The 25183-nt window shown below is 72.1% G+C and carries 23 protein-coding genes and 2 pseudogenes; 10 read left to right on the top strand and 15 right to left on the bottom strand.

Annotated elements, in window-relative coordinates; translation table 11 throughout:
- From DVH02_RS21225 to DVH02_RS36300, 9 genes and pseudogenes are all read right to left on the bottom strand, one after another.
- Window positions 1–158, bottom strand: a 158-nt coding sequence (locus tag DVH02_RS21225) for a twin-arginine translocation signal domain-containing protein (RefSeq protein ID WP_147286100.1), incomplete at its 3' end; no start/stop codon positions are given.
- A 170-nt stretch (window positions 159–328) separates the two neighbouring features.
- Window positions 329–622 carry a hypothetical protein gene (locus tag DVH02_RS21220; RefSeq protein WP_233518361.1) on the bottom strand — a complete coding sequence of 98 codons (294 nt, stop codon included), beginning with the start codon at window positions 620–622 and terminating at the stop codon, window positions 329–331.
- Between the two features lie 42 nt (window positions 623–664).
- A complete protein-coding gene (locus tag DVH02_RS21215; RefSeq protein WP_114625410.1) occupies window positions 665–1486 on the bottom strand; it encodes a TauD/TfdA dioxygenase family protein in 822 nt (273 codons plus the stop codon).
- An 862-nt stretch (window positions 1487–2348) separates the two neighbouring features.
- Complete coding sequence (locus DVH02_RS21205) at window positions 2349–3323, bottom strand: lytic polysaccharide monooxygenase auxiliary activity family 9 protein (RefSeq protein ID WP_114625408.1); 975 nt, start codon at window positions 3321–3323, stop codon at window positions 2349–2351.
- Window positions 3324–3763: 440 nt separating this feature from the next.
- The gene (locus tag DVH02_RS21195) at window positions 3764–4372 is read right to left on the bottom strand and encodes a transglycosylase SLT domain-containing protein (RefSeq protein ID WP_233518360.1); all 609 of its coding nucleotides are present in this window, start codon (window positions 4370–4372) and stop codon (window positions 3764–3766) included.
- 553 nt (window positions 4373–4925) lie between these two features.
- Window positions 4926–6077: a MalY/PatB family protein gene (locus DVH02_RS21190; RefSeq protein WP_114625407.1), complete on the bottom strand. Its 1152-nt coding sequence runs from the start codon at window positions 6075–6077 to the stop codon at window positions 4926–4928.
- 68 nt (window positions 6078–6145) lie between these two features.
- Complete coding sequence (gene malX / locus DVH02_RS21185; protein WP_233518359.1) at window positions 6146–7720, bottom strand: maltose/glucose-specific PTS transporter subunit IIBC; 1575 nt, start codon at window positions 7718–7720, stop codon at window positions 6146–6148.
- On the bottom strand, window positions 7617–8366 hold the full coding sequence (locus DVH02_RS37170) for an alpha/beta hydrolase family protein (RefSeq protein WP_233518358.1): 750 nt from the start codon (window positions 8364–8366) through the stop codon (window positions 7617–7619). The genes malX and DVH02_RS37170 overlap by 104 nt, the downstream gene beginning before the upstream one ends.
- Before the next feature lie 212 nt (window positions 8367–8578).
- A pseudogene (locus DVH02_RS36300) lies at window positions 8579–8935 on the bottom strand (TetR family transcriptional regulator); the annotation flags it as partial.
- Window positions 8936–8992: 57 nt separating this feature from the next.
- Here DVH02_RS36300 and dhaK point away from each other — a divergent pair.
- The 3 genes from dhaK (at window position 8993) to DVH02_RS21160 (ending at window position 11498) form a co-directional block, all read left to right on the top strand.
- On the top strand, window positions 8993–9985 hold the full coding sequence (gene dhaK, locus DVH02_RS21170; RefSeq protein ID WP_114625405.1) for a dihydroxyacetone kinase subunit DhaK: 993 nt from the start codon (window positions 8993–8995) through the stop codon (window positions 9983–9985).
- 416 nt (window positions 9986–10401) lie between these two features.
- Window positions 10402–11091 carry a dihydroxyacetone kinase subunit DhaL gene (gene dhaL / locus DVH02_RS21165; RefSeq protein WP_114625404.1) on the top strand — a complete coding sequence of 230 codons (690 nt, stop codon included), beginning with the start codon at window positions 10402–10404 and terminating at the stop codon, window positions 11089–11091.
- Window positions 11088–11498, top strand: coding sequence for a PTS-dependent dihydroxyacetone kinase phosphotransferase subunit DhaM (locus tag DVH02_RS21160; RefSeq protein ID WP_114625403.1), 411 nt, complete (start codon window positions 11088–11090; stop codon window positions 11496–11498). The genes dhaL and DVH02_RS21160 overlap by 4 nt, the downstream gene beginning before the upstream one ends.
- Window positions 11499–11700: 202 nt before the next feature.
- Here the strand turns inward: DVH02_RS21160 and DVH02_RS21155 are convergent, their stop codons facing one another.
- From DVH02_RS21155 to DVH02_RS21140, 4 genes are all read right to left on the bottom strand, one after another.
- Entirely contained in the window at window positions 11701–12123 is a 423-nt protein-coding gene (locus tag DVH02_RS21155) for a BlaI/MecI/CopY family transcriptional regulator (protein ID WP_114625402.1), read from the bottom strand.
- A gap of 231 nt (window positions 12124–12354) precedes the next feature.
- Window positions 12355–13659 carry a cation:proton antiporter gene (locus tag DVH02_RS21150; protein WP_114625401.1) on the bottom strand — a complete coding sequence of 435 codons (1305 nt, stop codon included), beginning with the start codon at window positions 13657–13659 and terminating at the stop codon, window positions 12355–12357.
- Between the two features lie 6 nt (window positions 13660–13665).
- Entirely contained in the window at window positions 13666–14151 is a 486-nt protein-coding gene (locus tag DVH02_RS21145) for a cation:proton antiporter regulatory subunit (protein ID WP_114625400.1), read from the bottom strand.
- A gap of 415 nt (window positions 14152–14566) precedes the next feature.
- Window positions 14567–14863 carry a DUF3040 domain-containing protein gene (locus DVH02_RS21140; protein ID WP_114625413.1) on the bottom strand — a complete coding sequence of 99 codons (297 nt, stop codon included), beginning with the start codon at window positions 14861–14863 and terminating at the stop codon, window positions 14567–14569.
- Between the two features lie 352 nt (window positions 14864–15215).
- Between DVH02_RS21140 and DVH02_RS21135 the strand changes: the two are divergent.
- The 3 genes and pseudogenes from DVH02_RS21135 to DVH02_RS21125 form a co-directional block, all read left to right on the top strand.
- A pseudogene (locus DVH02_RS21135) lies at window positions 15216–16157 on the top strand (HAMP domain-containing sensor histidine kinase); the annotation flags it as partial.
- A gap of 197 nt (window positions 16158–16354) precedes the next feature.
- Complete coding sequence (locus DVH02_RS21130) at window positions 16355–17014, top strand: response regulator (RefSeq protein ID WP_114625398.1); 660 nt, start codon at window positions 16355–16357, stop codon at window positions 17012–17014.
- Window positions 17015–17152: 138 nt separating this feature from the next.
- Window positions 17153–18037, top strand: coding sequence for an ABC transporter substrate-binding protein (locus DVH02_RS21125; RefSeq protein WP_114625397.1), 885 nt, complete (start codon window positions 17153–17155; stop codon window positions 18035–18037).
- Window positions 18038–18133: 96 nt separating this feature from the next.
- On the opposite strand, the gene DVH02_RS21120 is transcribed toward DVH02_RS21125, so the two are convergent.
- On the bottom strand, window positions 18134–18907 hold the full coding sequence (locus tag DVH02_RS21120; RefSeq protein ID WP_233518357.1) for a TetR/AcrR family transcriptional regulator: 774 nt from the start codon (window positions 18905–18907) through the stop codon (window positions 18134–18136).
- An 84-nt stretch (window positions 18908–18991) separates the two neighbouring features.
- On the opposite strand from DVH02_RS21120, the gene DVH02_RS21115 reads away from it, so the two are divergent.
- Window positions 18992–19930, top strand: coding sequence for an aldo/keto reductase (locus tag DVH02_RS21115; protein WP_114625396.1), 939 nt, complete (start codon window positions 18992–18994; stop codon window positions 19928–19930).
- 72 nt (window positions 19931–20002) lie between these two features.
- On the opposite strand, the gene DVH02_RS21110 is transcribed toward DVH02_RS21115, so the two are convergent.
- A complete protein-coding gene (locus DVH02_RS21110) occupies window positions 20003–20482 on the bottom strand; it encodes an ATP-binding protein (protein ID WP_114625411.1) in 480 nt (159 codons plus the stop codon).
- A gap of 399 nt (window positions 20483–20881) precedes the next feature.
- Between DVH02_RS21110 and DVH02_RS21105 the strand changes: the two genes are divergently transcribed.
- From DVH02_RS21105 to DVH02_RS21095, 3 genes are all read left to right on the top strand, one after another.
- Window positions 20882–23071 carry a discoidin domain-containing protein gene (locus tag DVH02_RS21105; protein WP_114625395.1) on the top strand — a complete coding sequence of 730 codons (2190 nt, stop codon included), beginning with the start codon at window positions 20882–20884 and terminating at the stop codon, window positions 23069–23071.
- A 137-nt stretch (window positions 23072–23208) separates the two neighbouring features.
- The gene (locus DVH02_RS21100) at window positions 23209–24138 is read left to right on the top strand and encodes an oxidoreductase (protein WP_114625394.1); all 930 of its coding nucleotides are present in this window, start codon (window positions 23209–23211) and stop codon (window positions 24136–24138) included.
- 242 nt (window positions 24139–24380) lie between these two features.
- Window positions 24381–24875 (top strand): NUDIX domain-containing protein, encoded by a 495-nt coding sequence (locus tag DVH02_RS21095; protein ID WP_114625393.1) that lies wholly within the window; start codon window positions 24381–24383, stop codon window positions 24873–24875.
- Window positions 24876–25183: the final 308 nt, after the last annotated feature.

The following is a 25183-nucleotide window of genomic DNA, read 5'->3' as shown; positions in this document are numbered from 1 at the left end:
GCGGGCCGGCCCGCCACCGTCGCCACGACACCCGCCACGACACCCGCCGCGGTGGCCAACCGCAGCAGGTCGCGCCGGGACACCCCCTCGGCTCGGGCCTCACCGGCCAGCCATTGGCGCAGGCGGTGTCGGTCGTACGCGGACTCGTCGATACGCATGGGCATCTGCTCCCTGGTGAGTGAGAGGGGCGAAGCGGGGCCCACCGCCCGTACCGGCGTACTGACCCAGCGCACGGCCGCGGTCCACCCCGTGGAACATCCTGAATGGGTGCCGATCACCTGGGAGTTGACCACTCCCGCCGCGAGGCCCCGCACCAGCCGCGCGCCGATCACGGTCCCCGGCCCGCCGCCGGGCGTGGCCGCCTCCCCGCGAGCAGGAAGACGGCCACGCCCGCGAGGAGGAGCCGCTTGTGTCCGTGCGGGTCGCCGAGGCCGCCCCCGGGGACCAGGGCCGCACCGATGACCGGTGCGTAACCGGCCACGATCCACTGGACATCCGCCGCGCCCGCTCCGAGCGAAGGGCACATGCTCGGGATGGCGATGCACGGGATGGCGATGCTCGGGATGGCGATGTTCGCAACGGCCTGGTCCAGCAGCGTGGTCGCCCCGGCGGCCGCGCACACCAGCAGCACCCGGCGGGCGGCGCGGTCTCCTCCCGGGAGCCCTCAGACGTGCCGCTCCGTGCCGCCCTTCTCCGGCTCCACCCCGATGACCTTGCGGTAGACGCGCGCCCCGTCCCCGTAGTCGTCGACGGCGTAGTGCCAGGTCGCCCGGTTGTCCCAGAGCACGAAGTCGCCCGGCTTCCAGCCGAATCGGATGGTGTAGTCCGGCGAGGAGGCGTGCCGGAGCAGATGGTCGAGCAGCACCCTGCTCTCCGCCGGGGTCACCCCGGTGAGACGGGTCGCCGAGGAGCTGATGAAGAGCCCCTTGCGCCCGGTGGCCGGGTGGGTGAGGACGACCGGGTGCTCGACGGTGTCGCCGGTCGCGGTCTTCTCGCTGCCCTGCGCGTAGTTCTCCGCGTTGCCGTCGTAGACGGCGCTCACCGTCTCCAGCAGCGCCTTGAACGGCTCGGACAGGTCGTCGTAGGCCACTTGGAGGTCCGCCCACAGGGTGTGGCCACCCAGCTCGGGCACCACCTCGTAGGTGAGCGACTCGATCGCGAAGACGGGGTCACGCCACAACCCGCCGATGTGCCAGGTGCTGGCCTTGCCGGTCTGGCGCACGTTGTACGGGTAGACCAGCGGGTTGGCCGGGTCCTTCTTCGCGGTGGGGTGGTCGAAGGGCCGCGCGAAGACATCGACGGCCGCCACGTGCTGATCCGGCGTCAGATGCTGGTCGCGGAAGACCAGGACCTTGTGCTCCCGGAAGGCGCGGCGCAGTTCCCGTGCGGTGGCCTCGTCGACCGGGGCCGTCAGGTCGACGCCGGTGATCTCGGCGCCGAAGCGTGGGCCTGCCCTGCGGATGTCGAGACTGGCGGCAGTGGTCATGGTTCTGTCCTCCATCAACGGTGCGGGTACGTGCATCAGCGGTGCGGGTACGAGTTCAGGAGCGAGGGGCGGCCGTGGGAACTGTCCTCGACCGCGCGGTTCGGTGTCGCCGGAAGAGAAGTGGGCCGGGGCACGGAGTCCCTTCGCGGCAATGGCGGACCCGGCCGCGGTGGCACAACGGCCCTACAGGAGCGGCCGACCGCCCTGGAGAGCTGTGCCGCGGGCGCGTCGGGAACGAAGAGGGATCAGCATCGGGATCGGGATCAGCATCGGGATCGCGAGCTGTCGAACGGTGATCAGCAACAGACCTGGTCGAACTGGTCGGCGCGGCGGCTCACCCAGAACGGGTCGAGCAGCACCGTGTGTGCCTTTCCAGTGGTCTCCATCGCCGGATCAAAGCACACGCATGACGGAGACGTCCACCATGCGTCCCGACCACCGAGACAGCCGCGACGGGCCCGGCGGGCGGCTTTCGTGACGCTCCAGGGCTTCCGGGGGGACGGCTGGGAGCCAGCCGCGTCGGCCGAGAACGTCGCGGCGGCGGTCCGGAGCCGACGCTGCCTCGCGCCGGGCGGGTGTCTCCGCCGAGCGCGGGGGCCCAGGGCGACCAGTCGGGGTCGAGCAGGCCCAGCTCGCACTTCTGGCGCAGGACCCGGTACAGCACACGGTCGACCAGGGATACGGGGACATCACCGCGCTCGACGGCGGCGACCAGATCCTTGCCGTAGGCACGCACGGTGGGCGGCTCCACGTCGACCCCCGCCGTAAGGGCCTGATGCTGCGGCAGTGCGGTGCGACGTGAACGGCGTGAACGGCGTGAACGGTGAGAGGACCCCGGCGGCGGCGCCGGGGTCCTCGGCCGTCAGCCGTGCCGCTTGGCCCGGCGGCTCCGGTTGAAGGCCATCGCGCCACTGGCGAAGACGACTGCCCCCAGGCCCGCCACTGCCGCGGGCACGGCGACGGCCGAATCGTTGCTGGAGGCTGCCAGCTTCTCGTCGGCCGCGCCGTGTTCGGTGTGTCCGGCGTGTCCGGCGTGTCCGGCGTGTCCGGCGGCGTGGATCGGGTCGGCCTTGGTGTTCTCGACGTCCGCCCCGAGCGCCTCGACCTCGGCGGCCGACCGCTCGCCGCCCGCCAGACCGGTGACCTCACCGCTGCCACCGTCGAAGACGACGTCGGAGCAGGAGAAGAAGTTCTCCTGGCTGTCGGAGCGGATCCACTGGATGAAGAGCATGTGCTGACCGCTCCGTTGCGGTAACTGGAGGTTCCAGTAGTAGTGGCCTTCGTTCGTACCCACACCACCGTTCTGCGGCGGGTCGGTCACCGTCTGCAGGTGGTCCAGGTCGCCCCACGCGAGGGCCGTGGTCGGGCTCCACCCGCTCTTGGTGAGGTAGACCTCGAACTTGCCTGGATGGGCGGCCCAGTTGCTGTACTTGAGCTGGATGGTCGAACCCGAGGTCAGGTGCGTCTTCGGCCAGTCGGTGCGGACCGCGTTGTACGCGGAGAAGTTGTACGGGCTGCGGTCGCCCGCACTGCACAGCTTCCCGTCCGGGACGTAACCCGCGCCCCTGCCACCGGCGTTGGAGTCCAGAACGGCGAACCAGTTGTACAGCGGGGTGGTACCGGCCTGCCGGACCGCGTCGGCGCAGGCGGGGTTGGACGGCATCTGGGTCGAGCCGTTCTGGAGCAGGTCCTTGTAGCACAGGTTGGTCCGCGAGCCGGGCATGATGCTGACGCCGTGCGCCGATGCCGGGGACGGCACGGAGAGCACCGCTGCGGCAACGCCCGCGGCCCCGGCTAGGGCCAGCGTGCGCCGGGCACGGACCGAGTTGATGGCCATGAGTTGGTCTCCTTCGTGAAGGTTCTCTTTCGAGCACCGACCGATCGGCCGGGACCTGTCGCGGGCGTCGCCCCATGCTGCGGGAGCCGACCGTTCGGGCCCGGCGATCGACCTGCAAGAGGGTCTGGCGTGGATGGTGGGGGGGTTGACCAGGGCAATGGGAGCGCTCCCATCTGTTGTAGCGCGTGGGGGTGGAGTAGTAAATGGCCTCGTCGCGTCCAAAAATTGACAGGACCTAGTCAAGACTTGACGAGGGGGGCGCTCCCCACGTCAAGAACGTGCAACTGAACCGGGCACATCGCACGTCTTTCCCCTTTAGGGGTGAAGACCCAAATCCTCCGGAGGTCGTTCGCACATACCGACGCCACAAAAAGCGGATTCTCCTCCACCTCGCCCCTACCGCAGTTGGCAAGACGCGCGTAGAAGACGTGAACGCGTCGTCATGGCTCGACTGGTCGCACGACCGTCGTCGACTGCTCCAAAGTTCCACACTGAAGGTCTCGCTCCGCCCTCCTCCAGTTCTCCCTCAGCCGCCGCAGATACGAACGCGCCATCGGCCCGGCAGGGAACCCCTGCGCGAAGAGCCTCATGTTGCGCTCGCCCGCGTTGTAGCCGAGCGCGAGGAGTTCGTCCCGGGTACAGCTGCGGGTCGTCCGCGCGGGCAGCCCCCGTCGCAGGTCGCCGAGGTGCAGCGCGGCCGCCCTGATCGCCAGGGCCGGATCGTCGCGCAGGTCCTTCCAGCGGCAGGAAAGCCCGTGTGCGCGACGGACCTGTTCAAAGGTGGCCTCGTGCATGTTGCCCAGTCCGAACGACGCCTTCGGTTTCCACCGCTGCCAGAGCCACTCCAGCAGGGGATGGTGCGGCTTGTACGCCTCGTTGTGCAGGATGGCCATGAGCAGTGTCGGCGAGATCCCCGCCTCCGCCGCGTACGTCAGGACGCACCCCGCGTAGTCGGCGGGATCGTACCTCCCCGGCCGCAGCGACGGCTTCGGCGCCTCGGCGGGCGCGCACGCCTTCCCCGCGACATGATCTGTCGGTCCCTCGGTCATCGGCCGGTCCTGCCTTTCCTTCGCGGACCGCACCGAGCCCGTGGACGAGCGACGACCCGTGCGGCCCTCGTGTCCACACCATCTGCCCCGTCGTGGCGTGAGAATGCCCGGCATCGAGCCGAGGCGGGGCGCCGATCGTCCGCGCCCTTCCGGCCCGCACCGATGTACGACGCCGGTTGAGGCCGGTGCCGTATCGCGTGGCTCACGCGGAGGGGCAGCCGTCACCGGTCGGCGGAGAACGGCAGGATCGACCCGGCTCCCGCCGGTCGTCTCGGGGACACGGGCCGCGTCTTCGGCGGGCGGCCGCGCGACGCCCGTCTGTCGTCGGTGGCCGACCCCGGCTCGGTCGCGTCACACAGGTGACCGGGGCCGAGACTTCGCCGCGTACCGCCGCCTGCCGCGGGAGCGGCGCACCGGTGACTGATGGTCCGAGGTGGCGTGGCCCGCGGCTCCATCGGGTACGGTGCGCCGGGTCGTGGAGCACGCGTTCGCCCGGCCGCACCGGCTCACCCGTACCCCCGCCGGCCTCCATCCGGGCCGGCTCGCCCCGGCCTCACCCGGTAAGCCGCTCCAGCGCGGAGACCAGCGCCCGCACCCCTGCCTCGGCTTTCGTCCGGGGACAGCCGACGTTCAGACGGACGAAGCCCGGCGCCCCGTAGGTGGTGCCGGGCATGATGGCCACTTTCTCGTGCTCGGTCAGCTCACGCTGGAGCGCCCCGTCGTCCACGCCGAGCGGACGCAGGTCGATCCAGGCCAGGTAGCCGGCCTCCGGCGGCCGCCAGGCGAGGACCGGGAAGCTGGTGTTCAGCTGGTCGGCGACCAGGCGCAGGTTGCCGTGGACGTACTCCCGCAGCTCGTCCAGCCAGGGCCCGCCCGAGCGGTAGGCGGCGATGTGGCCGACCAGGCCGAGCACCGCAGGTGAGGACAGGCCGTCCGCGTCCTTCACACGGGTGAGGTAGGCGTCCAGGCTCGCCGGGTCCCCGATGACACCGTAGGAGCCGGTGAGCGCGGGGATGTTGAAGGACTTGGAGGCGGAGGTGACAACCGCCCAGCGTCCGGGGCCGCCCGCGTGGCGCACCCAGGTGGAGAACGGTCGGTGGGCGAGGTCGGCGTGGATCTCGTCGCTGATCACCGCCACGCCGTGCCGGGCGCACAGCGCCGCCATCCGGTCCAGCTCGGTCTCGCTCCACACCCGCCCGGTCGGGTTGTGCGGGGAGCACAGCAGCAGCACCGAGGTGTCGGCAAGCGCGATCAGCCGCTCGAACTCCGCCCAGTCGTCGAGGGCGCAGCCCCGCAGTTCCCGGCCACGGGCGGCGATGAGCCGGGGAAAGGCGTCGTAGGCGGGGGTGTGCACGACGACGCCGTCGCCGGGTGCGGACCACAGGTCGATCAGTGCGCCCGCCTGGTACAGCACGGACGGCGCATAGGCGACGGACCGCGCGGCGATCTCCGCGTCGTACCGTCGCGCGAACCAGTCGGTGACGGCGTGCAGGAAGTCGGCGTGGCGCCAGCGGGAGTAGCCGAGCACGCCGTGCTCCAGGCGGCCGCGCAGCGCGGCCAGCACCTCGGGGGCGGTCTCGAAGTCCATGTCGGAGATGGTGAACGGCAGCAGGCCCGCCACCCCGAACCGGTCCTCGACGTAGTCCCATTGGGTGCACCAGGTGCCGTGCCGGTCGACAGGGGTGTCGAAGTCGTACGTGGTCATCGCTGTCTCATCCTGTGGGGGTGGCGGCGGCCGGGCCCGTGGTGGTGGTTCCGGCCGCCCGTCGGCCGTCAGTGAGCCGGTGACATCTCCGCGATGGCGTCCTTCACGGACTGCACCTGAGGACCGATGACGACCTGCACGTTGTGCGCGTCCAGTTTCACGACACCGACGGCGCCCAGCTTCTTCAGCCGGTCGGCGTCGACGCGCTCGGCGTCCTCGACGGTCATCCGCAGACGCGTGATGCAGTTGTCGAGGGAGGTGATGTTCTCCGGTCCGCCGAGGGCGTCCAGGATCGCGGCCGCGTCGTACTTCCCGGCGACGAGCACGGGGGCGGGCCTGGCGGCGGTGTCACCGCCGGGGGCCTCGGATGCCTCGTCGGGGGCGGAGTCCGCGCTCCCGGTCCGCGGCTCCTGGTCGTCCTCGCGGCCGGGAGTCTTCAGGTCGAAGCGGACGATCGCCCAGCGGAACAGGAAGTAGTACGCGGCGAACCAGATCGCGGCGATCACCGGCACCAGGTACCACTTGGTGGTGGTGCCCTGCAGGACACCGAAGACGAGGAAGTCGATGACGTTGCCGTCCGTGTTGCCGATGAAGACCCCGAGCAGGGCCGCGACGAGGAAGCCGAGGCCGACCAACACCGCGTGGATCAGGTACAGCCAGGGCGCGATGAACAGGAACAGGAACTCCAGCGGCTCCGTCACACCGCCGACGGCGCAGGCGACCACACCGGACACCAGCAGCGCCTTGATCTCAGGCCGCATCGCCCGCTTCGCGCAGTGGTACATCGCGAGTGCCGCGCCCGGCAGACCGCCGAGGTAGACGGCCATCTTGCCCTGAGCGAGGAAACCGGTCGCGTCCCTGACGGCCTCCGAGGGGGCGCCGGAGCAGTTGAGATGGGCGTAGAACATGTTCAGCGCGCCGCTGGTCTGGTCCCCGCAGACCATGCCGGAGCCGCCGACGTCGGTGAAGCGGAACATCGCGACCAGGATGTGGTGCAGGCCGACCGGGCGGAGCAGCACCTCGCCCATGCCGAAGAAGAACGGCCCGAAGACGCCGGTGTGTCCGATGGCCCGGCCGACGGCGCTGATGCCGCTGTTGAACGTGGGCCACACGAGCGGGATCAGCAGGCCGACGATGCTCAGGGCGAGGGCGGAGACGATCGGCACGAAGCGCAGTCCGCCGAAGAAGGCGAAGGCGTCGGGCATCCGCTGGGCGCGGAAACGCTTGTGCAGCAAGGAGACGACGACGCCGACCGCGACCGCGCCGAGCAGGCCGGTGTCGATGGACGGGATGCCGATGACGTCGGCGATCCCGTAGCGCGCGATCTCCTTCTCGCTCTCCAGGTCGACGTCGCGGGCGGTGAGGTAGAAGTTCACCGCCAGGTTCATCGCCGCGTAGCCCACGAAGCCGGAGAAGGCGGCGACGCCCTTGTCCTCCCTGGCCAGACCCAGCGGGATGGCCATCGCGAACAGGACGGGCAGGAACCGGAAGGCGACCTGGCCGGTGTTGGACATCCAGGTGAAGACCAGGTGGAAGCCCTCACCCTGGAGGAAGGTGAGGTTGTCGGTCACCGCCTGGCTGGACAGCGAGGCGCCGACGCCCAGCATGATGCCGCAGAAGGCCAGCAGCGCGACCGGCAGCATGAACGTTTTTCCCAGACCTTGCAGGAACTCCCACAATGCCGCTTTGGTCTTCTTCAAGGCTCTCGTGCTCCACGGACGCGTACGGGACGGACAAGGAACGCGGGCCGCTCCAGAGAGGGGACCCGGTTCCCGAAACCGTAACGGTCCGCGGAGCCGGGCTTCGGGCCGGGCGTGTCACTCGACCGGGAAACCGGCTTGCGTGCCGAAGCGCACCCCACCCGGTCGGTACCCTCCGTGACGGCGTCGCACCGGTCGCCCACCGACGGCACGCGGCGCTCGGGCGGTCTCGACGATCCGCCCGGTCGCCCTGGACGACCAGCAACGGGGTGCGGATGTCCGCGACCTTGCTGAGCGGTGAGCGTGCCCAGAGATCGGCCGCCTGCTCGGGATCCGCGGGGTCGCCGGCGTACAGGGGCCAGTTGTTGGTGAGGTACGGCTTGACCGGGTCCGGTGTGTTGCGCAGGAGGGTCACGAGGTTGGAGGGACCGCAGAAGTCGACGGCGGCGGCGAAGAGGCCGGGAGTGAAGGAGATTCCGACGAGCGCCGCGTATCCGCCGTAGGAGCCGCCGAAGACGGCGACGCGCGCCGGGTCCGCGAAGCCCTGCTCCACGGCCCAGCCGACGGCGTCGACGAGGTCGTCGTGCATCGCGCGATGCGCAGCGGGGGTTCGCGCCGGGAGAGGTGGACCAGCCGCGCCGAGAGGCCGAAGTCCTGGAGGAAGGAGTCGTGCGGGTCGGGCACGAAACGGGCCGCCTCGGCGGCGAGGTGGTCCTCCTGGGAGAGCCGGGGCGGCCAGGTGCGCAGGGCCGCCAGTTCCCAGGCGACGCCGCGCAGTGCGACGGGTTCGGCGCAGCTCGCCTTGTTGCGGAAGTGGCGCCACACGGTCCTGGTGGAGATTCCCGTCCTTTCGGCGATCCGGTCCCCGCTGGTGGCGGCGACTCCGTCGGCCAGGAAGAGGCGGGTCGCCTCGCGGGAGATCCGCAGCCGCAGGCTCTCGCGCGGGGTGGGGCCGCGCGATTGTGCTGTCCGGTCTCGCCGCAGGCCGTGCCGCCTGGCCAGGTTCGATCGATACTGGAGGGGGCGGCAGCCCGCCGTGCCGGACCACCTCAAAGGGGGCTGACGATGTATCAGAAAAGTCAGCGTGAGGTCAGCATCAGGACCGCCGGACCCCGCTCCGAAGCGCCGAGGACCGCCAAGACCGCAAAGCGCACACACACCCTGACCTGCAAAGGCGCCGGTCAGAGGCACTGCTAGCCCACCCAGGAGATACCGTTGAAGATGCTCATCAACGTGCCGGAGACCGTCGTCGCGGACGCGCTGCGCGGAATGGCCGCCGTGTATCCGGGGCTCATCGTCGATGTGGAGAACCGGGTGGTGGTACGGCGCGACGCGCCGGTGGCCGGGAAGGTGGGGCTCGTCTCCGGGGGTGGTTCGGGGCACGAGCCGTTGCACGGCGGGTTCGTCGGGCCCGGGATGCTGTCCGCCGCCTGTCCCGGGGAGGTCTTCACCTCGCCCGTGCCCGATCAGATGGTGCGCGCGGCGGCGGCGGTCGACAGTGGGGCCGGGGTGCTGTTCATCGTCAAGAACTACACGGGCGACGTACTGAACTTCGACATGGCCGCCGAGCTGGCCGAGGACGAGGGCGTCCAGATCGGGAAAGTGCTGGTCAACGATGATGTGGCGGTGACCGACAGCCTGTTCACGGCAGGGCGGCGCGGTACCGGCGCGACCCTGTTCGTGGAGAAGATCGCGGGGGCGGCGGCGGAGGCGGGGGCTCCGCTGGAGCGGGTCGAGGCGATCGGGCGGCGGGTGAACGAGCGGGCGCGGAGCTTCGGGGTCGCCCTGAGCGCGGTCACCACGCCCGCCAAGGGGAGCCCCACCTTCGATCTGCCCCCGGGAGAGCTGGAGCTGGGCATCGGCATCCACGGCGAACCGGGACGCGAACGGCGCGCGATGATGACCTCCCACGAGATCGCGGACTTCGCCGTGGACGCCGTGCTGGCCGACCTGCGCCCGGCGGGCCCGGTGATCGCCCTGGTCAACGGCATGGGCGGGACGCCGCTGCTGGAGCTGTACGGGTTCACGGCCGAGGTGCACCGGGTACTGGGCGAGCGGGGAGTCGCGGTGGCCCGCACGCTCGTCGGCAACTACGTGACCTCGCTCGACATGGCGGGCTGTTCGGTGACCCTCTGCGAGGTCGACGAGGAGCTGCTGCGGCTCTGGGACGCGCCGGTGGAGACCGCCGCGCTCCGCTGGGGCCGCTAGGGCGTGTCCGCACAGTCCCGCCTGGTCGACGACGCCCGGCACGCACGCTCGCCGCGTTGTCGGGATCGCCCCCGTACATCCGGTACATCCCGTACTGGGGCGGGGCTCGTGTCGTCTGGTGCGCCGCACTCGCTTCGCCTCGCCTCGCCTCGGCGCCTTGATGCGTTGTCCGGATGCCGAGCGCTCCCGCAAGGCGGAGGATCATCCTCGTACGGGACGTACGCGGGCGACTCCGGCCACGCGGCGAAGGTGCGTGCCGGGCGTCGCGGGTCCGGCGGGATTTGTCGGACAGGGCCTGGGCAGGGTTCGAGCACGGAGACAGGGCAGGGCAGGGCAGGGAGCACAGGGCAGGCAGGGCAGGGCTCGTGGAGCCGTCCGCAGGGGCGCGGGCCGACCGTACGGGGTGAGGAGATCACGTGGCCGATCGGACAGCAGACCGGACAGCGGGCCAGGAAGGCGAGCACACGCTCGACACCGCCTTCTTCATCCGCTGGCTGACCACGGCCGCGCAGGCCGTCGAGCGCGAGGCCGACCGGCTGACGGAACTGGACTCGGCCATCGGTGACGCCGACCACGGCAGCAACCTCCAGCGCGGCTTCCGTGCCGTCACGGCCGCGCTCGCGCAGGAGCCGCCGGGCTCCCCTGGCGCCGTGCTGGCGCTGGCGGGCAAGCGGCTGATCTCCACCGTGGGCGGCGCGTCGGGGCCGCTGTACGGGACGCTGCTGCGGCGTACGGGCAAGGCACTCGGCGACGCGCCCGAGGTGTCGCCCGCGCAGCTGGCCGAGGCGCTGCGCGTGGGCGTGGCGGCCGTGGCCCAGCTGGGCGGCGCGAAGGCCGGGGACAAGACGATGCTGGACGCGCTGGAACCGGCGGTGGGGGCGCTCGGTGCCTCGTACGCGACGTTCGCCGAGGCGGCCGGGGCTGCCGGGGACGGCGCGCTGGCCACCGTGCCCCTTCAGGCACGCAAGGGCCGGGCGAGCTATCTCGGTGAGCGGAGCATCGGCCATCAGGATCCCGGGGCGACCTCGTCCGCGCTGCTGATCACCGCGCTCGCCGATGCGGCGGGGGCGGCGCGGGCATCGGCGCGGGAGGACGGAAGCCGATGAGCGTCGAGGCGCCGGTCGGGATCGTGCTCGTCTCCCACAGCGGTCCGGTCGCCACGGCCGTCGCCGAGCTGGCGCGCGGGCTGGCGGGCGGCGGGCACACCGCCCCGGTGGCGGCGGCGGGCGGCACCCGGGACGGCGGGCTCGGCACCAGCTCTGACCTGATCGTGGCCGCCGCCGGGCAGGTGGACCGCGGCGCGGGCGTCGCCATCCTGGTCGACCTCGGCAGCGCGCTGCTGACCGTGAAGGCGCTGCTCGCCGAGGGCGACGAGCTGCCGGAGGGAGCGCGGCTCGTCGACGCGCCGTTCCTGGAGGGCGCGGTGGCGGCCTTGGTCACGGCGTCGGCGGGCGGGGATCTGGACGCGGTGGAGGCCGCCGCCTCGGAGGCGTACCGGTACCGCAAAGAGTGATACCGCGAGAGTGATACCGCGCGGTCCCCGTCGGGAAGCGACGTGACGGCCGCCGGAGAGCACCACGTGGTGAGCGAGGAGCGGCCGATCCGCGCCCGGATGCGGCAGACCCGCGCAGACGAGCCGAGCAGCGGACGGAGACACCCCGTGCCCGTCAGCCGCCTCCAGGTCAGCTCCGCGTCAGCACTGCGTCAGCTCCGCGTCAGCGCTCCGTTCCGTCCTCCGTTCCGTCCTCCGTTCCGTCCTCCGGCAGCCCGAGCAGGTCGCGCAGTACCCGTTCGTCGTCCGGGGAGAGCGCGGTGACGAACCGGGCGAGCACGGCGCCGCGATCGTCCTCCGCGTCCAGCACCCTGCGCATGCGCAGGGCGGCCAGCCCCGCTTCGTCGGAGGCGGCGCGCCACTGGAAGGAGCGGCCCGCGCGCTCGCGGGTGACGGCGTGCTTGGCGTGCAGCCGGGTGAGGATGGTCATCACGGTGGTGTAGGCCAGGTTCCCGCCGAGCCTCCCGCGTACCCAGGCCGCGGTGACGGGCCCCGGTGCCTGGCGCAGTGCGGCGAGTACCTGGACCTCCAGCTCGCCCTGGCCCCGCCTGCGGGGACGTTCGTCCCGACTCGTCCGCGTCCGCACGGTTCTCTCCCTCCGGCCGCGTGGCCGAACCGCTCCTTCTCCGACCGTACCGTCAGGTCGCCGGGGAGCATCCGTACGACGCCTGCCGCCAGCCGCCAGACGCCAGACGCCTGCCGCCAGCCGCGTGCCGCGTGCCGCGTGCCGCCAGTACAGCGGACAAGCCGTGCGCGGACGCCGACGGAAGTGTTCGCGTCGGTGTCCGCGCACGGCTTGTCCGCCGCGCGCCCACGGTCAGCCGTGGCTGTGGGCCGTGTCGTTCGGTTCCGGCGCGGCGCTGTCCGGGACGCTCTCCGGGACACCGGTGTCCGCGAGGGGCTTCTTCTCCAGCACGACCGGCTCGACCACGGCCGCGGCGGCGGCCGGGGCCAGGGGCGTGGCGGGCGCGGGCGTGCGGGTCAGGCGCCGGGCCAGCGGTTCCGTCCAGCGGGCGGCCAGCGGGCCGAGGATCACGAGGATCAGTACGTACGCGGTGGCCAGCGGGCCGATCCGCGGCTCGACGCCCACGGCGAGGCCCGCGATGACGATGGAGAACTCGCCGCGCGCCACCAGTGTGCCCCCGGTGCGCCAGCGGCCGGCCGTTCTGACTCCGGCGCGCTTCGCCGCGTACCAGCCGGTGCCGATCTTCGTCAGGGTGGTGATGGTCGCCAGGATGAGCGCCGGGACCAGGACCGGCGGGATGGCGGCCGGATCCGTGTTCAGTCCGAAGAAGACGAAGAAGACGGCCGCGAAGAGGTCGCGCAGCGGCGCGAGCAGGTTGTGCGCGCCCTCGGCGACCTCGCCGGAGAGCGCGATACCGACGAGGAACGCGCCGACGGCGGCCGAGACCTGGAGTTCCTGGGCGACCCCGGCGACCAGCACGGTCAGGCCGAGTACGACCAGGAGCAGCATCTCCGGGTTGTCGGAGGACACGGCGCGGCTGATCAGCCGGCCGTGCCGCAGGGCCACGTACAGGACCGCGCCGACCGTGCCGAGGGAGATCAGCAGCGTGAGGCTGCCGCCCGCGAGGCTGAGCCCGGCGAGCAGGGCGGTGAGCAGGGGCAGGTAGACGGCCATCGCGAGGTCTTCTATGACCAGGACGCCGAGGATGACGGGCGTTTCCCGGTTGCCGAGCCGGCCGAGATCGCCGAGGACCTTGGCGATCACCCCCGACGAGGAGATCCAGGTGACACCCGCCAGGGCCACCGCCGCGACCGGGCCCCAGCCCAGTATCAGCGCGGCGGCGGCGCCCGGTACGGCGTTCAGTACGAAGTCGACGATGCCCGAGGGGTACTGGGTCTTGAGGTTGGAGACGAGTTCCGAGGCGCTGTACTCCAGACCCAGCAGGAGCAGCAGCAGGATCACGCCTATCTCGGCGCCGGTGGCGACGAACTCCTCGCTGGCGTTGAGCGGGAGCAGGCCGCCGTGGCCGAAGGCGAGTCCGGCGAGCAGGTAGAGCGGGATGGCCGAGAATCCCACGCGGCCGGCGAGCCGGCCCAGGATTCCCAGGCCCAGGATGATGGCCCCGAGTTCGATGAGCAGTGCGGTCGTTTCGTGCACGGGCGCTTATCCTCCGGTGATCAGTTCGGCGACGGCGTCCACGCCTTCCCTGGTGCCGACCACGACGAGCGTGTCCCCCAGAGCGAAGCGGAAGTCCGGGGTGGGCGAGGGAAAGGCGTCGGTGCGGCGCAGGACGGCGACGATGGAGGCGCCGGTGCGGCTGCGCACCTGGGTGGCACCGAGGGTCCGGCCCACGTAGGGGGACCTCTTGGTGACCGGGATGTGCTCGGTGAGCAGGTCGATCTCGAATTGCTGGTGGAGATGGGCGACGGGATCGGGCGCCAGCAGCTTGGAGAGCGCGCTGGACTCGTGCGGTGCGAGCGGCGCCGCGTCCCGGCAGTTGTCGTCGTCCTCGGGGTCGTGGAAGGCGAGGATGCGGCGCCCGTCCTGGTGCACGACGACCGACAAGTGCTTACCCGCTTCGGTGTTCAGGTCGTAGCGGGTACCGACCCCGGGCAGGGCGGTCTTGCTGACGTGAGCTGTGGGTTCCATAGGAAATGCTCCATGCGGGCGTGTGCGTGACGGTGTACGGGCATGACGGCCCCCGATGCGGCGGGCGGGCGGCGGGGCTGGATGCGTTGTCCACCGCCGGACAGGGATTCTCCATCATGCGTCGTGATGAAGCACCGGTAAGGGCACCCTCGACGGGATCGACGCGGCACGGGCCGACCTGGTGCGGCGGATCAGCAGGGGTGCGCGCATCGTGGAACCGCCCCTCCGCCCCCGTGTCACGTCGGCTGTCGTCTCGGCGATCCGAGTAATGGGGAGGCCATCGCACAAGGAGGCGTTGGTCACCCGGACGCCATTTTAACGTAAAATAATTTGTTGGCATTGGTCGGCTATACGACGAATAGGGCCCCGATATCGAGGCCCTGCTCCGTTCACCGCCCGTATGCCGGAGCGGCGCTCAGCTCTCTTCGTGCGGCGGCGCGATGCCCCGCCGGACCAGATCCCGGTCGGGGTCGAAGAGGTGTGCGGCGGCTCCCGCCAGGACGAGCCCGGCGGCTATGAGCAGGCCGTGGCCGATGACGATGCCCAGGGCGAGTCCGCCCAGCGCGACGGCGAGCATGGTCCAGGCCGTGCCGTGCCGGTACTCGCGCGGGCTGCACGGGGTTCCGGTCCGCAGGGCGTGCGCGAGCCGGGGGTCGTCCCGGCGCAGCCGCTCGGCCAGGTCGCCCAGCCGCTGGTCCTCGTTCGTCGCCATGACCGTCCTCCCCTGCCCGTCCCTCTCGCCGTCCCTGTCCGCCGTCCGCCGTCCCTGTCCGCCGTCGCCGTCGGTCCGTGCCGCCCGGCGGTACTCCGCGTGGCCCGCATCCCGGCCGCCCACCGCGTTCCCGCTCCCGTTCCCGTCACTCCGCCCCTACACGATCGCCCGCCGGGGCGTGCGGGCACCATCCGCACCGGCACCCAAATACGGGGGTGGCCGACATGTAGGCGAGGGGGGTACGACCCCCATCGCGGCGCGCGTGGCGGACGGGCAGCGGGAGCCGTTGTCGGGAAGCCGGCTCCCGGCGGGCGATAGTGGGAGGCCACCCACTGTGAGGAGGCCGTGCTCCGTGTCCCTGTTCTGGCGGATCTTTCTGCTCAACGCCGCGGTGCTGTTCGCGGCGACCGCCCTGCTGCTGCTCGGCCCCGTCACCATCTCCGCCCCCGTCCTGCTGACCGAGGCGCTGATCATGTCGCTGGGGCTGGTGGCCATGCTGGTGGCCAACGCCGCGCTGCTGCGGATCGGGCTCACTCCGCTGCAACGGCTCACCCGGGCCATGACCACCACCGATCTGCTGCGCCCCGGACGCCGTCCCGTGGTGTCGGGGCACGGTGAGATCGCCGAGCTGATCATGACGTTCAACACGATGCTTGACCGGCTGGAGGCCGAGCGGGCGGCCAGCAGCGGCCTCGCGCTCTCCGCCCAGGAGGCCGAACGCCGCAGGATCGCGCAGGAGTTGCACGACGAGATCGGCCAGACCCTCACGGCGGTCCTGCTCGAACTCAAGCGCGTCGCCGACCGGGCGCCCGCGCCGCTGCGGGCCGAACTGCACCACGTGCAGGAGACCACACGGGGCAGTCTGGACGAGATCCGCCGGATCGCCAGACGGCTGCGGCCCGGGGTGCTGGAGGAGCTGGGGCTGATCAGCGCGCTGAAGGCGCTGACCAACGAGATCACCACGCACAGCCGGCTGACCGTCCGGCACCGCTTCGACGGCGCGCTGCCGCCGCTGGGCGAGGACGTGGAGCTGGTCCTCTACCGGGTGGCCCAGGAGGGGCTGACCAATGTCGTACGGCACGCCGACGCGCGTCAGGTCGAGCTGACGCTCCGGCGCACGCCCGCGGGGGTGGAGCTGCTGCTCAGGGACGACGGCCGGGGCATCGGTACGGCGACGGAGGGCGCGGGCATCCGCGGGATGCGCGAACGGGCCCTGCTCATCGGCGCGGACGTCTCGGTGGAACGGGCGCCGGGGCCCGGCGGCGGCACGGACGTACGGCTGCGCGTGCCGATCTGCGCCACGGACGCGGATCACACCGGCCACTCCGACCACGCCCACCACGACGGCCACGGCGGCCACGGCGGTCACACCGGCCACGGCGCGGGCGCCGCCGCGCCCGGCGGACCGTACGGTACGGCCGCGCCCGAAAAATCCGGCGGGACCGCGCGGGACACGAACGGGAACAGTTCAGGAAACGGGGACAACCGACCATGACCGAGACGACGCCGACCCGCATCCTCCTCGCCGACGACCACGCGCTCGTCCGCCGGGGCGTGCGGCTGATCCTCGACAACGAGCCCGACCTGACCGTGATCGCGGAGGCGGGCGACGGCGCGGAGGCCATCGAGATGGCCCGCGCCGACCGGCCCGACCTGGCGATCCTGGACATCGCCATGCCCCGGCTGACCGGGCTCCAGGCCGCCCGGGAGCTGTCCCGGCTGCAGCCGGAGACCCGCATCCTGATGCTGACGATGTACGACAACGAGCAGTACTTCTTCGAGGCGTTGAAGGCCGGGGCCAGCGGCTACGTCCTCAAGTCCGTGGCCGACCGCGACCTGGTGGAGGCGTGCCGGGCGGCCATGCGCGACGAGCCGTTCCTCTATCCCGGGGCGGTGACGGCCCTCATCCGCAACTACCTCGACCAGGTACGGCAGGGGGACAGCGTGCCGGACAGCGCGATCACCCCCCGCGAGGAGGAGATCCTGAAGCTGGTGGCCGAGGGCCACACCTCCAAGGAGATCGCCGGGATGCTGCTGATCAGCGCCAAGACCGTCGAGCGGCACCGGGCCAACCTGCTGCAGAAGCTGGGGCTGCGGGACCGGCTGGAGCTGACGCGTTACGCGATCAGGGCGGGTCTCATCGAGCCATGAGGTTTGGCGGACGCTTTCCCGGCGCACAAAAAGAGTCCGCGCGCCTCGCGTTGGGCAGAGAGTGGATGGCGCTCCGTACGAACCCACGTACGGAAACACGCCCAGCACCGCACCAACACAAGCGGAACGAGGCGAGGCATGAACCCGGGCACCAGTTGGGAGTTCACGGACGACCGTGGCCATCTGACCGTGGCGGACCATCATCCGACGCGGGTGGTGGCCTATATACAGGCGGGCGCGACGCTGTGGGATCACGGTCTGCGCCCCCTGGGGATCTTCGGATCCCACCATGACGGAGACACCCCGGACCCGGCGAAGGCGGGCGAACTGCCCCTCGCCGAGCTGCGCCACTTCGGCGCGGGCAGCGACCTCGACCTGGACGCCCTGCGCGCGGCGGAGCCGGATCTGGTGGTCGCCGTCAGCTACGGCGGCGGACAGGTGTACGGCATCGACCCGGAGGCCGCCAAACATCTGGAGGAGCGGATCCCGGTGGTCGTCATCGAGGTGGGGAAGGACCGCTCGCTCGACGGTGTCAGGGACCGGTTCACCGAGCTGGCGCGCGCCCTGCGCACCACGCTGCGGCCCGCCGAGGCGGAGCTGGAGCGGGCGGAGCGGCGGCTGCGTGCCGTGACGGCGCGGCCGGGCCGCCCGCGGGTGCTGGCGCTGTCGGCGGCGGGAGCGGACACCGCTTATCTGGCCAGGCCGCTGACCTGGCCCGATCTGCGGTCCCTGACCGAGCTGGGGGTCGAGCTGATCGAGCCCGAGGCGGCGGGCGGGGCCAACTGGCGTACGGCCGAATGGTCCGAGGCCGCCGCGCTCGCCCCCGGCATCCTGCTCACCGACGTACGCGCGAACGCGGCACCGCGCGACCGGCTCCAGGACAACGCGCACTGGCGCGCGCTGGAGGAGCGCGCGCGGATCGTGCCGTGGAACCCGGAGGCGCCGAGCAGCCACCGGGCGCACGCGCGGTTCCTCGACACGGTCTCCGACGCCTTGGAGACGGTCACCGCGGACGGCGCGTAGGGCTTCGGCCGCCCCGACCGCCGTCGAGCGGCCGGGGCTCCGGCGGGCCGAGGTACCGGCGGGCCGGGAGGGTGCGGGGAGGTGCGGGGGAGGAAGTCAGGCGCCGCCGGTCCCCCGGCCGTCGAGCGGGCGCAGCGCGTCGACGACGAGGCCGAAGAGGCGGCCCGTCCGCTCCGGTGTGTCACTGGCCGTCGTGGAGAGGAAGACCCCGAGGAGCATGGCGGTCACGTCCTCGGGTTCGACATCCGCGCGGAGCGACCCCGTCCGCGCCCCCTCGGCGAGGATCGCCGCGATCACGGCGGTGACGCGCTCCCGCGTGGTCGGGGTCGCGATGCTCCCCGACGCCCAGCCCGCGCGCAGCGTGTCGGCCATGCCGCGCTTGGTCGCGACGAACGCCGCGTAGCGGTCCATCCACGCCCGGAGAGCGTCCTCGGGAGGGAACCGGGCGAGCAGCGCGGGAGCGCTCGCGGTGACCTCGTCGAGTTCGGCCGCGTAGACGGCCTCGACGAGGGCCTCGCGGGTCGGAAAGTGCCGGTAGAGCGTGCCGATGCCGACCCCGGCCTCCCGGGCGATCGCTTCGAGCGCGACCGCGCCGTCGGCAGCGGCGAACACGGTCCTGGCAGCGGCCAGGAGCTTTTCACGGTTGCGCCGCGCGTCGGAGCGCGCCGGACGGCCGGTCGCGGCGGCGACCGTGGCGGCGCTCGTGGCGGCAGGCGCGGCGGCGCTCGCGGCGGCCGTGGCCGGATCGGCCGGCCCGCGAACGGCCCCGGGCGGCGTCGGCTCGGACAGGGGCTGCTCGGACAGGGGCTGCTCGGGCGGAGGCTGCTCGGACGGGTCCGGTGTGGGCGACGGCGGCGTGGGCGGAGTCAAAACGGAGGCACCTCCGGTAGTGCTACAGTCGAAATAACGGATGCTCCTCCGTTTTCTCCATCGTCGCACGAGGACGGGATATCCATGTCTCCCAGCGCTTCCCCCTCCCCCGGGACCACCGCCACCGGAGCCGTACGGCCGGCGGGCCCCGCCACGCTCGCCGGCCGTACCGTCTCGCGCATCGGCTACGGAGCGATGCAGCTGCGCCGGGCGGACGGTCGCGCACCGGCCGTCGCGCTCCTGCGCCGCGCGGTCGAGCTGGGCGTCGACCACATCGACACCGCCCAGTTCTACGGCGACGGTTTCGTCAACAGCGTGATCCGCGAGGCGATCCGGCCCGAGGACGGCGTCCTCGTCGCCAGCAAGGTCGGCGCCGCCTCCGATCCCGGCGGCGTCCACTCCCTGCGCCTCGCGCAGCGGCCCGAGGAGCTGCGGGCGGGCGTCGAGGACAACCTCACGAGCCTCGGCCTCGACCGGATCCCGCTGGTGAATCTGCGCCGCACGGACAGCGGGCCCGGCCTGCGGGCCGAGGGCGACCAGGTAGTCGACCTCGACGATCAGCTCGCGGTCATGGTCGCGCTGCGCGACGAGGGCAAGATCGGCGCGATCGGACTCAGCAGCGTGAGCCAGGACACTCTGCGCCGCGCGCTCCCCGCGGGCATCGCCTGCGTGCAGAACGCCTACAGCCTCGTGGCCCGCGACGACGAGGACATGCTCGGCCTGTGCGCCGCCGAGGGCATCGCCTGGGTGCCCTACTTCCCCCTGGGCGGCGGCCTGCCAGGACTGCCGAAGGTGACCGACGAGGAGGCCGTGGCCACCGCGGCGCGTTCCCTGGGCAGCACCCGCGCACAGGTCGGCCTCGCCTGGCTGCTCCACCGCGCCCCGAACGTCCTCCTCATCCCGGGCACCGCGAACGCGGAGCACCTCGACGCGAACATCGCCGCGGGCGCGCTCGCGCTCGACGACGAGACGCTCGCCGCGCTGGACGCCGTACCGACCCGGCCGGGTGACATCGCGCTCTGACCGGCTCCCCCGGCGGCGGACATCCGCCCACGGCGCGCCCGGTCCCGTCTCAGCGAGTCCTGTCTCAGCGAGTCAGCAGGTCAGCACGGCCTGGACGGTCTTGCCGCCGCCGGGCGACCCGAGAACCGAGAAGCGGCGGGACAGCTCGCGGACCATGGCGATGCCCCGGCCGTCCTCCCGCAGTCCGCACACGTCCGCGCTTCCACTCTCGCCCCCACTCCCGCTCCCGCCCGCCGCGTCCGGGGCGGTGGGGCCCGTCGTACGCAGCCGGGGCGGCACGGGGCTGTGGTCGTGGACCTCGACCGTCACCCGTCCGTGGTCCACGCTCAGCCGCAGCCGGCAGTTGCCCCGGCCGTGCCGGGTGGCGTTGGTGACCAGCTCGGAGACCACCAGCCGCGCGTCGTCCACCTGGTCGGCGGAGACCCACTGGCCGCAGCCCCGGGTGAGGTAAGCGGCCGTCAGGTGCCGCGCCCAGCGGGCGGCTGTCTCCGAGGGCGGCAGGATGTAGGAGGCGCGGACCGCGCGCCGCAGCACATACCCGTGCGTACGCATGAAGATCACTCCCTCCGTCGGGGACCGGCCCGCCCCGGGCGGAAATGGCCGCCGGAGCCCTTGTGCGACGGCCCGTCCGTTCTCTGCCTTCTGGTGCCCCGGTTGGGTGATCGGCAATCACTTCCCTTACGCAGGCGTGCCCCAGGGGCCCGCCGCGGACCGAGGCGACCGCCATCAGATCCTGAATCGACGCCGTGTCCGAGACACGGAACAAATACCCGCAACCATCGCGTCCCGGCCGTGATTTCTTGTTCCCAGCCGAACGGGCAGGGCGGTCTCGTGCACAACTCTTGACGTGTACGAAACACGGGAGAAGCATCTCCCCCACTGAGAGAGCGCTCTCCCGGACTCTCCAGCCCCCCACCCGCCCGTCTGTCCGACGACTCAGGAGACCTGCCCATGCACGCTCCTCCGCCCCTTTCGCCGGTGCTCCGCGGACCAGCACCGGCCTATGGACGAGGGCTGGCCGCCGCCATCGCCGCCGTTCTGATGGCCTCGCTGCTCCTCCTCGTCCCCCGTACCCCCGCCCAGGCGGCGCCCGCCCTGCTCTCCCAGGGGAAGCCCGTGACCGCTTCCAGCCAGGAGAACGGCGGCACCCCGGCCTCCGCCGCGGTCGACGGCGACAACGGGACCCGCTGGTCGAGCGCCGCGTCCGACCCGCAGTGGATCCGGATCGACCTCGGCTCCACCGTCGCGGTCAGCCAGGTCGTGCTGCGCTGGGAGACCGCGTACGCCACGGCCTACCGGATCGAGTTCTCCACCGACGGCTCCGCCTGGACGACCGCCTACTCCACCACCACGGGCCCCGGTGGCACGGAGACCCTCGCCGTCTCCGGCAACGCCCGCTACGTACGGATGTACGGCACCGCCCGCGCCACGCAGTACGGCTACTCCCTCTGGGAGTTCCAGGTCTACGGCGAGGGCCAGGGCGGCTCGGGCCCGATCCAGGGCGGCGGCGACCTCGGGCCCAACGTGCTGGTCTTCGACCCGTCGACACCCGACATCCAGGGCACGCTCGACCGGATCTTCCAGCAGCAGGAGAAGGCCCAGTTCGGCACGGGCCGCTACCAACTGCTCTTCAAGCCGGGCACGTACAACAACCTCAACGCCCAACTCGGCTTCTACACCTCCATCTCGGGCCTCGGGCTCTCCCCCGACGACACCACCATCAACGGTGATGTGACCGTCGACGCGGGCTGGTTCAACGGCAACGCCACCCAGAACTTCTGGCGCTCCGCCGAGAACCTCGCCCTCAACCCGGTCAACGGCACCAACCGCTGGGCGGTCGCGCAGGCCGCTCCGTTCCGCCGGATGCACGTCAAGGGCGGGCTCAACCTGGCGCCCGACGGCTACGGCTGGGCCAGCGGCGGGTTCATCGCCGACAGCAAGATCGACGGTACGGTCGGCCCGTACTCCCAGCAGCAGTGGTACACCCGTGACAGCTCGGTGGGCGGCTGGACCAACGCGGTGTGGAACATGGCGTTCTCCGGCGTCCAGGGCGCCCCGGCGCAGAGCTTCCCCGACCCGCCGTACACCACGCTGGAGACCACCCCGGTCTCGCGCGAGAAGCCCTTCCTGTACCTCGACGGCTCCGCCTACAAGGTGTTCGTGCCCGCCAAGCGCACCAACGCGCGCGGCACCACCTGGGGCAACGGCGCCCCGCAGGGCCAGTCCCTGCCGCTCGACCAGTTCTACGTGGCCAAGCCGGGCGTGAGCGCCGCGACCATCAACGCCGCGCTCGCCCAGGGGCTGCACCTCCTGTTCACCCCCGGCGTCTACCACATCGACCAGCCGATCAACGTGAACCGCGCCGACACCGTCGTACTGGGCCTCGGCCTCGCCACACTCGTGCCGGACAACGGGGTCACCGCGATGAAGGTCGCCGACGTGGACGGCGTGAAGCTGGCGGGCTTCCTCATCGACGCCGGTTCCGTGAACTCGCCCACGCTGCTGGAGGTCGGCCCTGCGGGCTCCTCGGCGGACCACTCCGCCAACCCCACCACCGTGCAGGACGTCTTCGTCAGGATCGGCGGCGCGGGCCCCGGCAAGGCCACCACCAGCATGGTGATCAACAGCGACGACACCATCATCGACCACACCTGGATCTGGCGCGCCGACCACGGGTCCGGCGTCGGCTGGGAGACCAACCGCGCCGACTACGGCCTGCGCGTCAACGGCGACGACGTCCTGGCCACCGGGCTGTTCGTCGAGCACTTCAACAAGTACGACGTCGAGTGGAACGGCGAGCGGGGCCGGACGATCTTCTTCCAGAACGAGAAGGCGTACGACGCCCCGAACCAGAACGCCATCCAGAACGGCTCCATCAAGGGATTCGCCGCCTACAAGGTCGCGGACTCCGTCACCACCCACGAAGGCTGGGCTCTGGGCAGCTACTGCAACTACACCTCCGACACGAACATCCGGCAGGACCACGGCTTCCAGGCACCGGTCAAGCCGGGCGTACGGTTCCACGGCCTGCTGGTCGTGTCGCTGGGCGGCATGGGCCAGTACAACCACGTGATCAACAGCACCGGCTCGCCGACCTCGGGGACCTCGACGATCCCGTCGACGGTGACGTCCTTCCCGTAGGACTTCCGGCGGGAACTTCGGCGGGACCACCGGCGGACTTCCCGTAGGACTTCCCACCGCAGGACAAAAACCGCGAAGCCCGGCCTCTTTTGGAGGCCGGGCTCCGTCGTGCGCGGCGCGTGGGCTATGAATGGGGCATGCGCGCCTGGAGCACCGACGACATCCCGGACCTCACCGGCAGCACCGCCGTGGTCACCGGAGCCAACAGCGGGATCGGCGCGGCGACCGCGCTGGCGCTGGCCCGCGCGGGAGCGCTGACCGTGCTGGCCTGCCGGAGCCCGGAGCGCGGTGAGCGGACGCTGAAGGCGATCCGGGCGGCGGTCCCGGGCGCCGAGGTCCGCCTCGTCCCGCTCGACCTCGCCGACCTGGCCTCCGTGCGCACCGCCGCCGACGCACTGGCGCGGACCGTGGACGGACAGCTCGATCTGCTCATCAACAACGCCGGGGTGATGGCGCTGCCCCTGCGGCTGACGGCCGACGGCTTCGAGTCGCAGTTCGGCATCGACCACCTGGGACACTTCGCGCTGACCGGGCTGCTCCTGCCGGTGCTGGGCGCGTCCGCGCCGTCCCGGGTCGTCACGGTCTCCTCCCTCGCCCACCTCTTCGGCCGGATCGACTTCGGCAACCTCCAGGGCGAGCGGGGCTACCGGAGCTGGCCCGCGTACGGCCAGGCCAAGCTCGCGAACCTGCTGTTCACCGACGAGCTGGAGCGCAGGGCGCGCCACGCCGGGCGCGACATCCAGGCGCTGGCGGCCCATCCCGGGCTCTCCGCGACCGAACTCGGCCAGGCGGGGCCGCTCATGGCGGGCCGCGTCTGGGCGGCGAAGCTGGAGCGGGCCACCCGGCTGTTCACCCAGCCGGCCTCGCGGGGCGCCCTGCCCGTACTGCGCGCCGCCACCGACCCGGCGGCCCGGGGCGGGGAGTACTACGGGCCGCGCCGCCCGCTCGAAGTACGGGGCGCCCCCGGCCCCGCCCGCCGCTCCGCACGCGCGCGCGACGCCCGTACCGCCGGGGCGCTGTGGGAGGAGTCCGCCCGGCTGACCGGCGTGAGCCCGGACTTCGGCTGACGGCGCCCGGCACGACCGGCGCGGTACCGGGGCGGTCGTGCCGGGGCGTCCGGCCCCTCACCCCCGTACGGCGCAACTGTTCATACGATCGGCGCGAGGGCGCGGTCCGGGCCCGCTGACCCGCATTACCCCAGTGGTGCCCGCTCAGGGCCGCCGCCACGCCGGGTGACCGGCGAGTCCGCGACGGCCTTTCACACCGGCGCCGAATGGCGACGTGGTTTGCCCGTGCACAGACTGACGGCATGTCGGGCAAACGCAGCGCGGGACTTCTCGTGTACCGGGTCGGGGGCCCGGGCCTCGAAGTGCTTCTCGGCCATATGGGCGGGCCGTTCTGGTCCGGCCGGACCACCGCTGCCTGGTCCGTCCCCAAGGGGGAGTACGAGCCCGGCGAGACACCGGAGGCCGCCGCGCGCCGGGAGTTCCGGGAGGAGCTGGGCCTGGAGCCGCCCGAGGCGCCCTGGACGGCGCTCGGCGAGTCGCGGCAGCGGGGCGGCAAGACCGTCACCGTCTGGGCCGTCGAGGGCGATCTCGATCCCGGTCTTGTGGTCCCCGGCCTCTTCACCATGGAGTGGCCGAGGGGATCGGGCGTCCTGCGCGAGTTCCCCGAGCTGGACCGCGTCGCCTGGTTCCCGGCGCGGGACGCGGTGGCGCGGCTGGTGGCGGGTCAGCGCGTCTTCCTCGAACGGCTGGACGGGTTCATAGCCGCCGGCCGCCGCACTCCGCCGGACGGCGCATAGCGCCTCCGGCCCGGCCCGCCGCTCCACCGCGACGAGCCCCGGTCGCCGGACCCGGTCCGGTGGATCCCGCCGACCGCCCGTGCTCCCGTCCCCCGTCCCGGGGACCTGTCTTCAGGAGCCGCAGGGCGCGTGGCCGCGGGACCGCTCGGGCTCACCCGGTCCCGTTCGTCCTCTCGGCCCTCCCGTCCCGTCCCCACCGGAAAGGGATCTTCTCCGTGCACTCTCGCACCCAAGCCTCCATCGCCGTCGGCACGGCTCTGCTGGCGGCGGCGATCGTCCCCGCCACCGTGCTGCCCGCCCTGGTGGGC

Origin of the sequence: Streptomyces corynorhini, from assembly GCF_003346515.1 — a bacterium.
GTDB classification, from domain to species: Bacteria; Actinomycetota; Actinomycetes; order Streptomycetales; family Streptomycetaceae; genus Streptomyces; species Streptomyces corynorhini.
Note: the sequence above shows the minus strand (reverse complement) of the source record. Positions and strands in the feature narration are given on the sequence as shown.

Excerpts from the sequence above, each read along its gene's own strand:
- DVH02_RS21215 (WP_114625410.1), bottom strand. The coding sequence starts at position 1,486 with ATGACCACTGCCGCCAGTCTCGACATCCGCAGGGCAGGCCCACGCTTC.
- DVH02_RS21205 (WP_114625408.1), bottom strand. The coding sequence starts at position 3,323 with ATGGCCATCAACTCGGTCCGTGCCCGGCGCACGCTGGCCCTAGCCGGG.
- DVH02_RS21195 (WP_233518360.1), bottom strand. The coding sequence starts at position 4,372 with ATGACCGAGGGACCGACAGATCATGTCGCGGGGAAGGCGTGCGCGCCC.
- DVH02_RS21190 (WP_114625407.1), bottom strand. The coding sequence starts at position 6,077 with ATGACCACGTACGACTTCGACACCCCTGTCGACCGGCACGGCACCTGG.
- malX (WP_233518359.1), bottom strand. The coding sequence starts at position 7,720 with ATGCTGCCGGTCGCGCTGCTGGCCTTCTGCGGCATCATGCTGGGCGTC.
- DVH02_RS37170 (WP_233518358.1), bottom strand. The coding sequence starts at position 8,366 with ATGCACGACGACCTCGTCGACGCCGTCGGCTGGGCCGTGGAGCAGGGC.
- DVH02_RS21160 (WP_114625403.1), top strand. The coding sequence starts at position 11,088 with ATGAGCGTCGAGGCGCCGGTCGGGATCGTGCTCGTCTCCCACAGCGGT.
- DVH02_RS21145 (WP_114625400.1), bottom strand. The coding sequence starts at position 14,151 with ATGGAACCCACAGCTCACGTCAGCAAGACCGCCCTGCCCGGGGTCGGT.
- DVH02_RS21140 (WP_114625413.1), bottom strand. The coding sequence starts at position 14,863 with ATGGCGACGAACGAGGACCAGCGGCTGGGCGACCTGGCCGAGCGGCTG.
- DVH02_RS21130 (WP_114625398.1), top strand. The coding sequence starts at position 16,355 with ATGACCGAGACGACGCCGACCCGCATCCTCCTCGCCGACGACCACGCG.
- DVH02_RS21125 (WP_114625397.1), top strand. The coding sequence starts at position 17,153 with ATGAACCCGGGCACCAGTTGGGAGTTCACGGACGACCGTGGCCATCTG.
- DVH02_RS21115 (WP_114625396.1), top strand. The coding sequence starts at position 18,992 with ATGTCTCCCAGCGCTTCCCCCTCCCCCGGGACCACCGCCACCGGAGCC.
- DVH02_RS21110 (WP_114625411.1), bottom strand. The coding sequence starts at position 20,482 with ATGCGTACGCACGGGTATGTGCTGCGGCGCGCGGTCCGCGCCTCCTAC.
- DVH02_RS21105 (WP_114625395.1), top strand. The coding sequence starts at position 20,882 with ATGCACGCTCCTCCGCCCCTTTCGCCGGTGCTCCGCGGACCAGCACCG.
- DVH02_RS21100 (WP_114625394.1), top strand. The coding sequence starts at position 23,209 with ATGCGCGCCTGGAGCACCGACGACATCCCGGACCTCACCGGCAGCACC.
- DVH02_RS21095 (WP_114625393.1), top strand. The coding sequence starts at position 24,381 with ATGTCGGGCAAACGCAGCGCGGGACTTCTCGTGTACCGGGTCGGGGGC.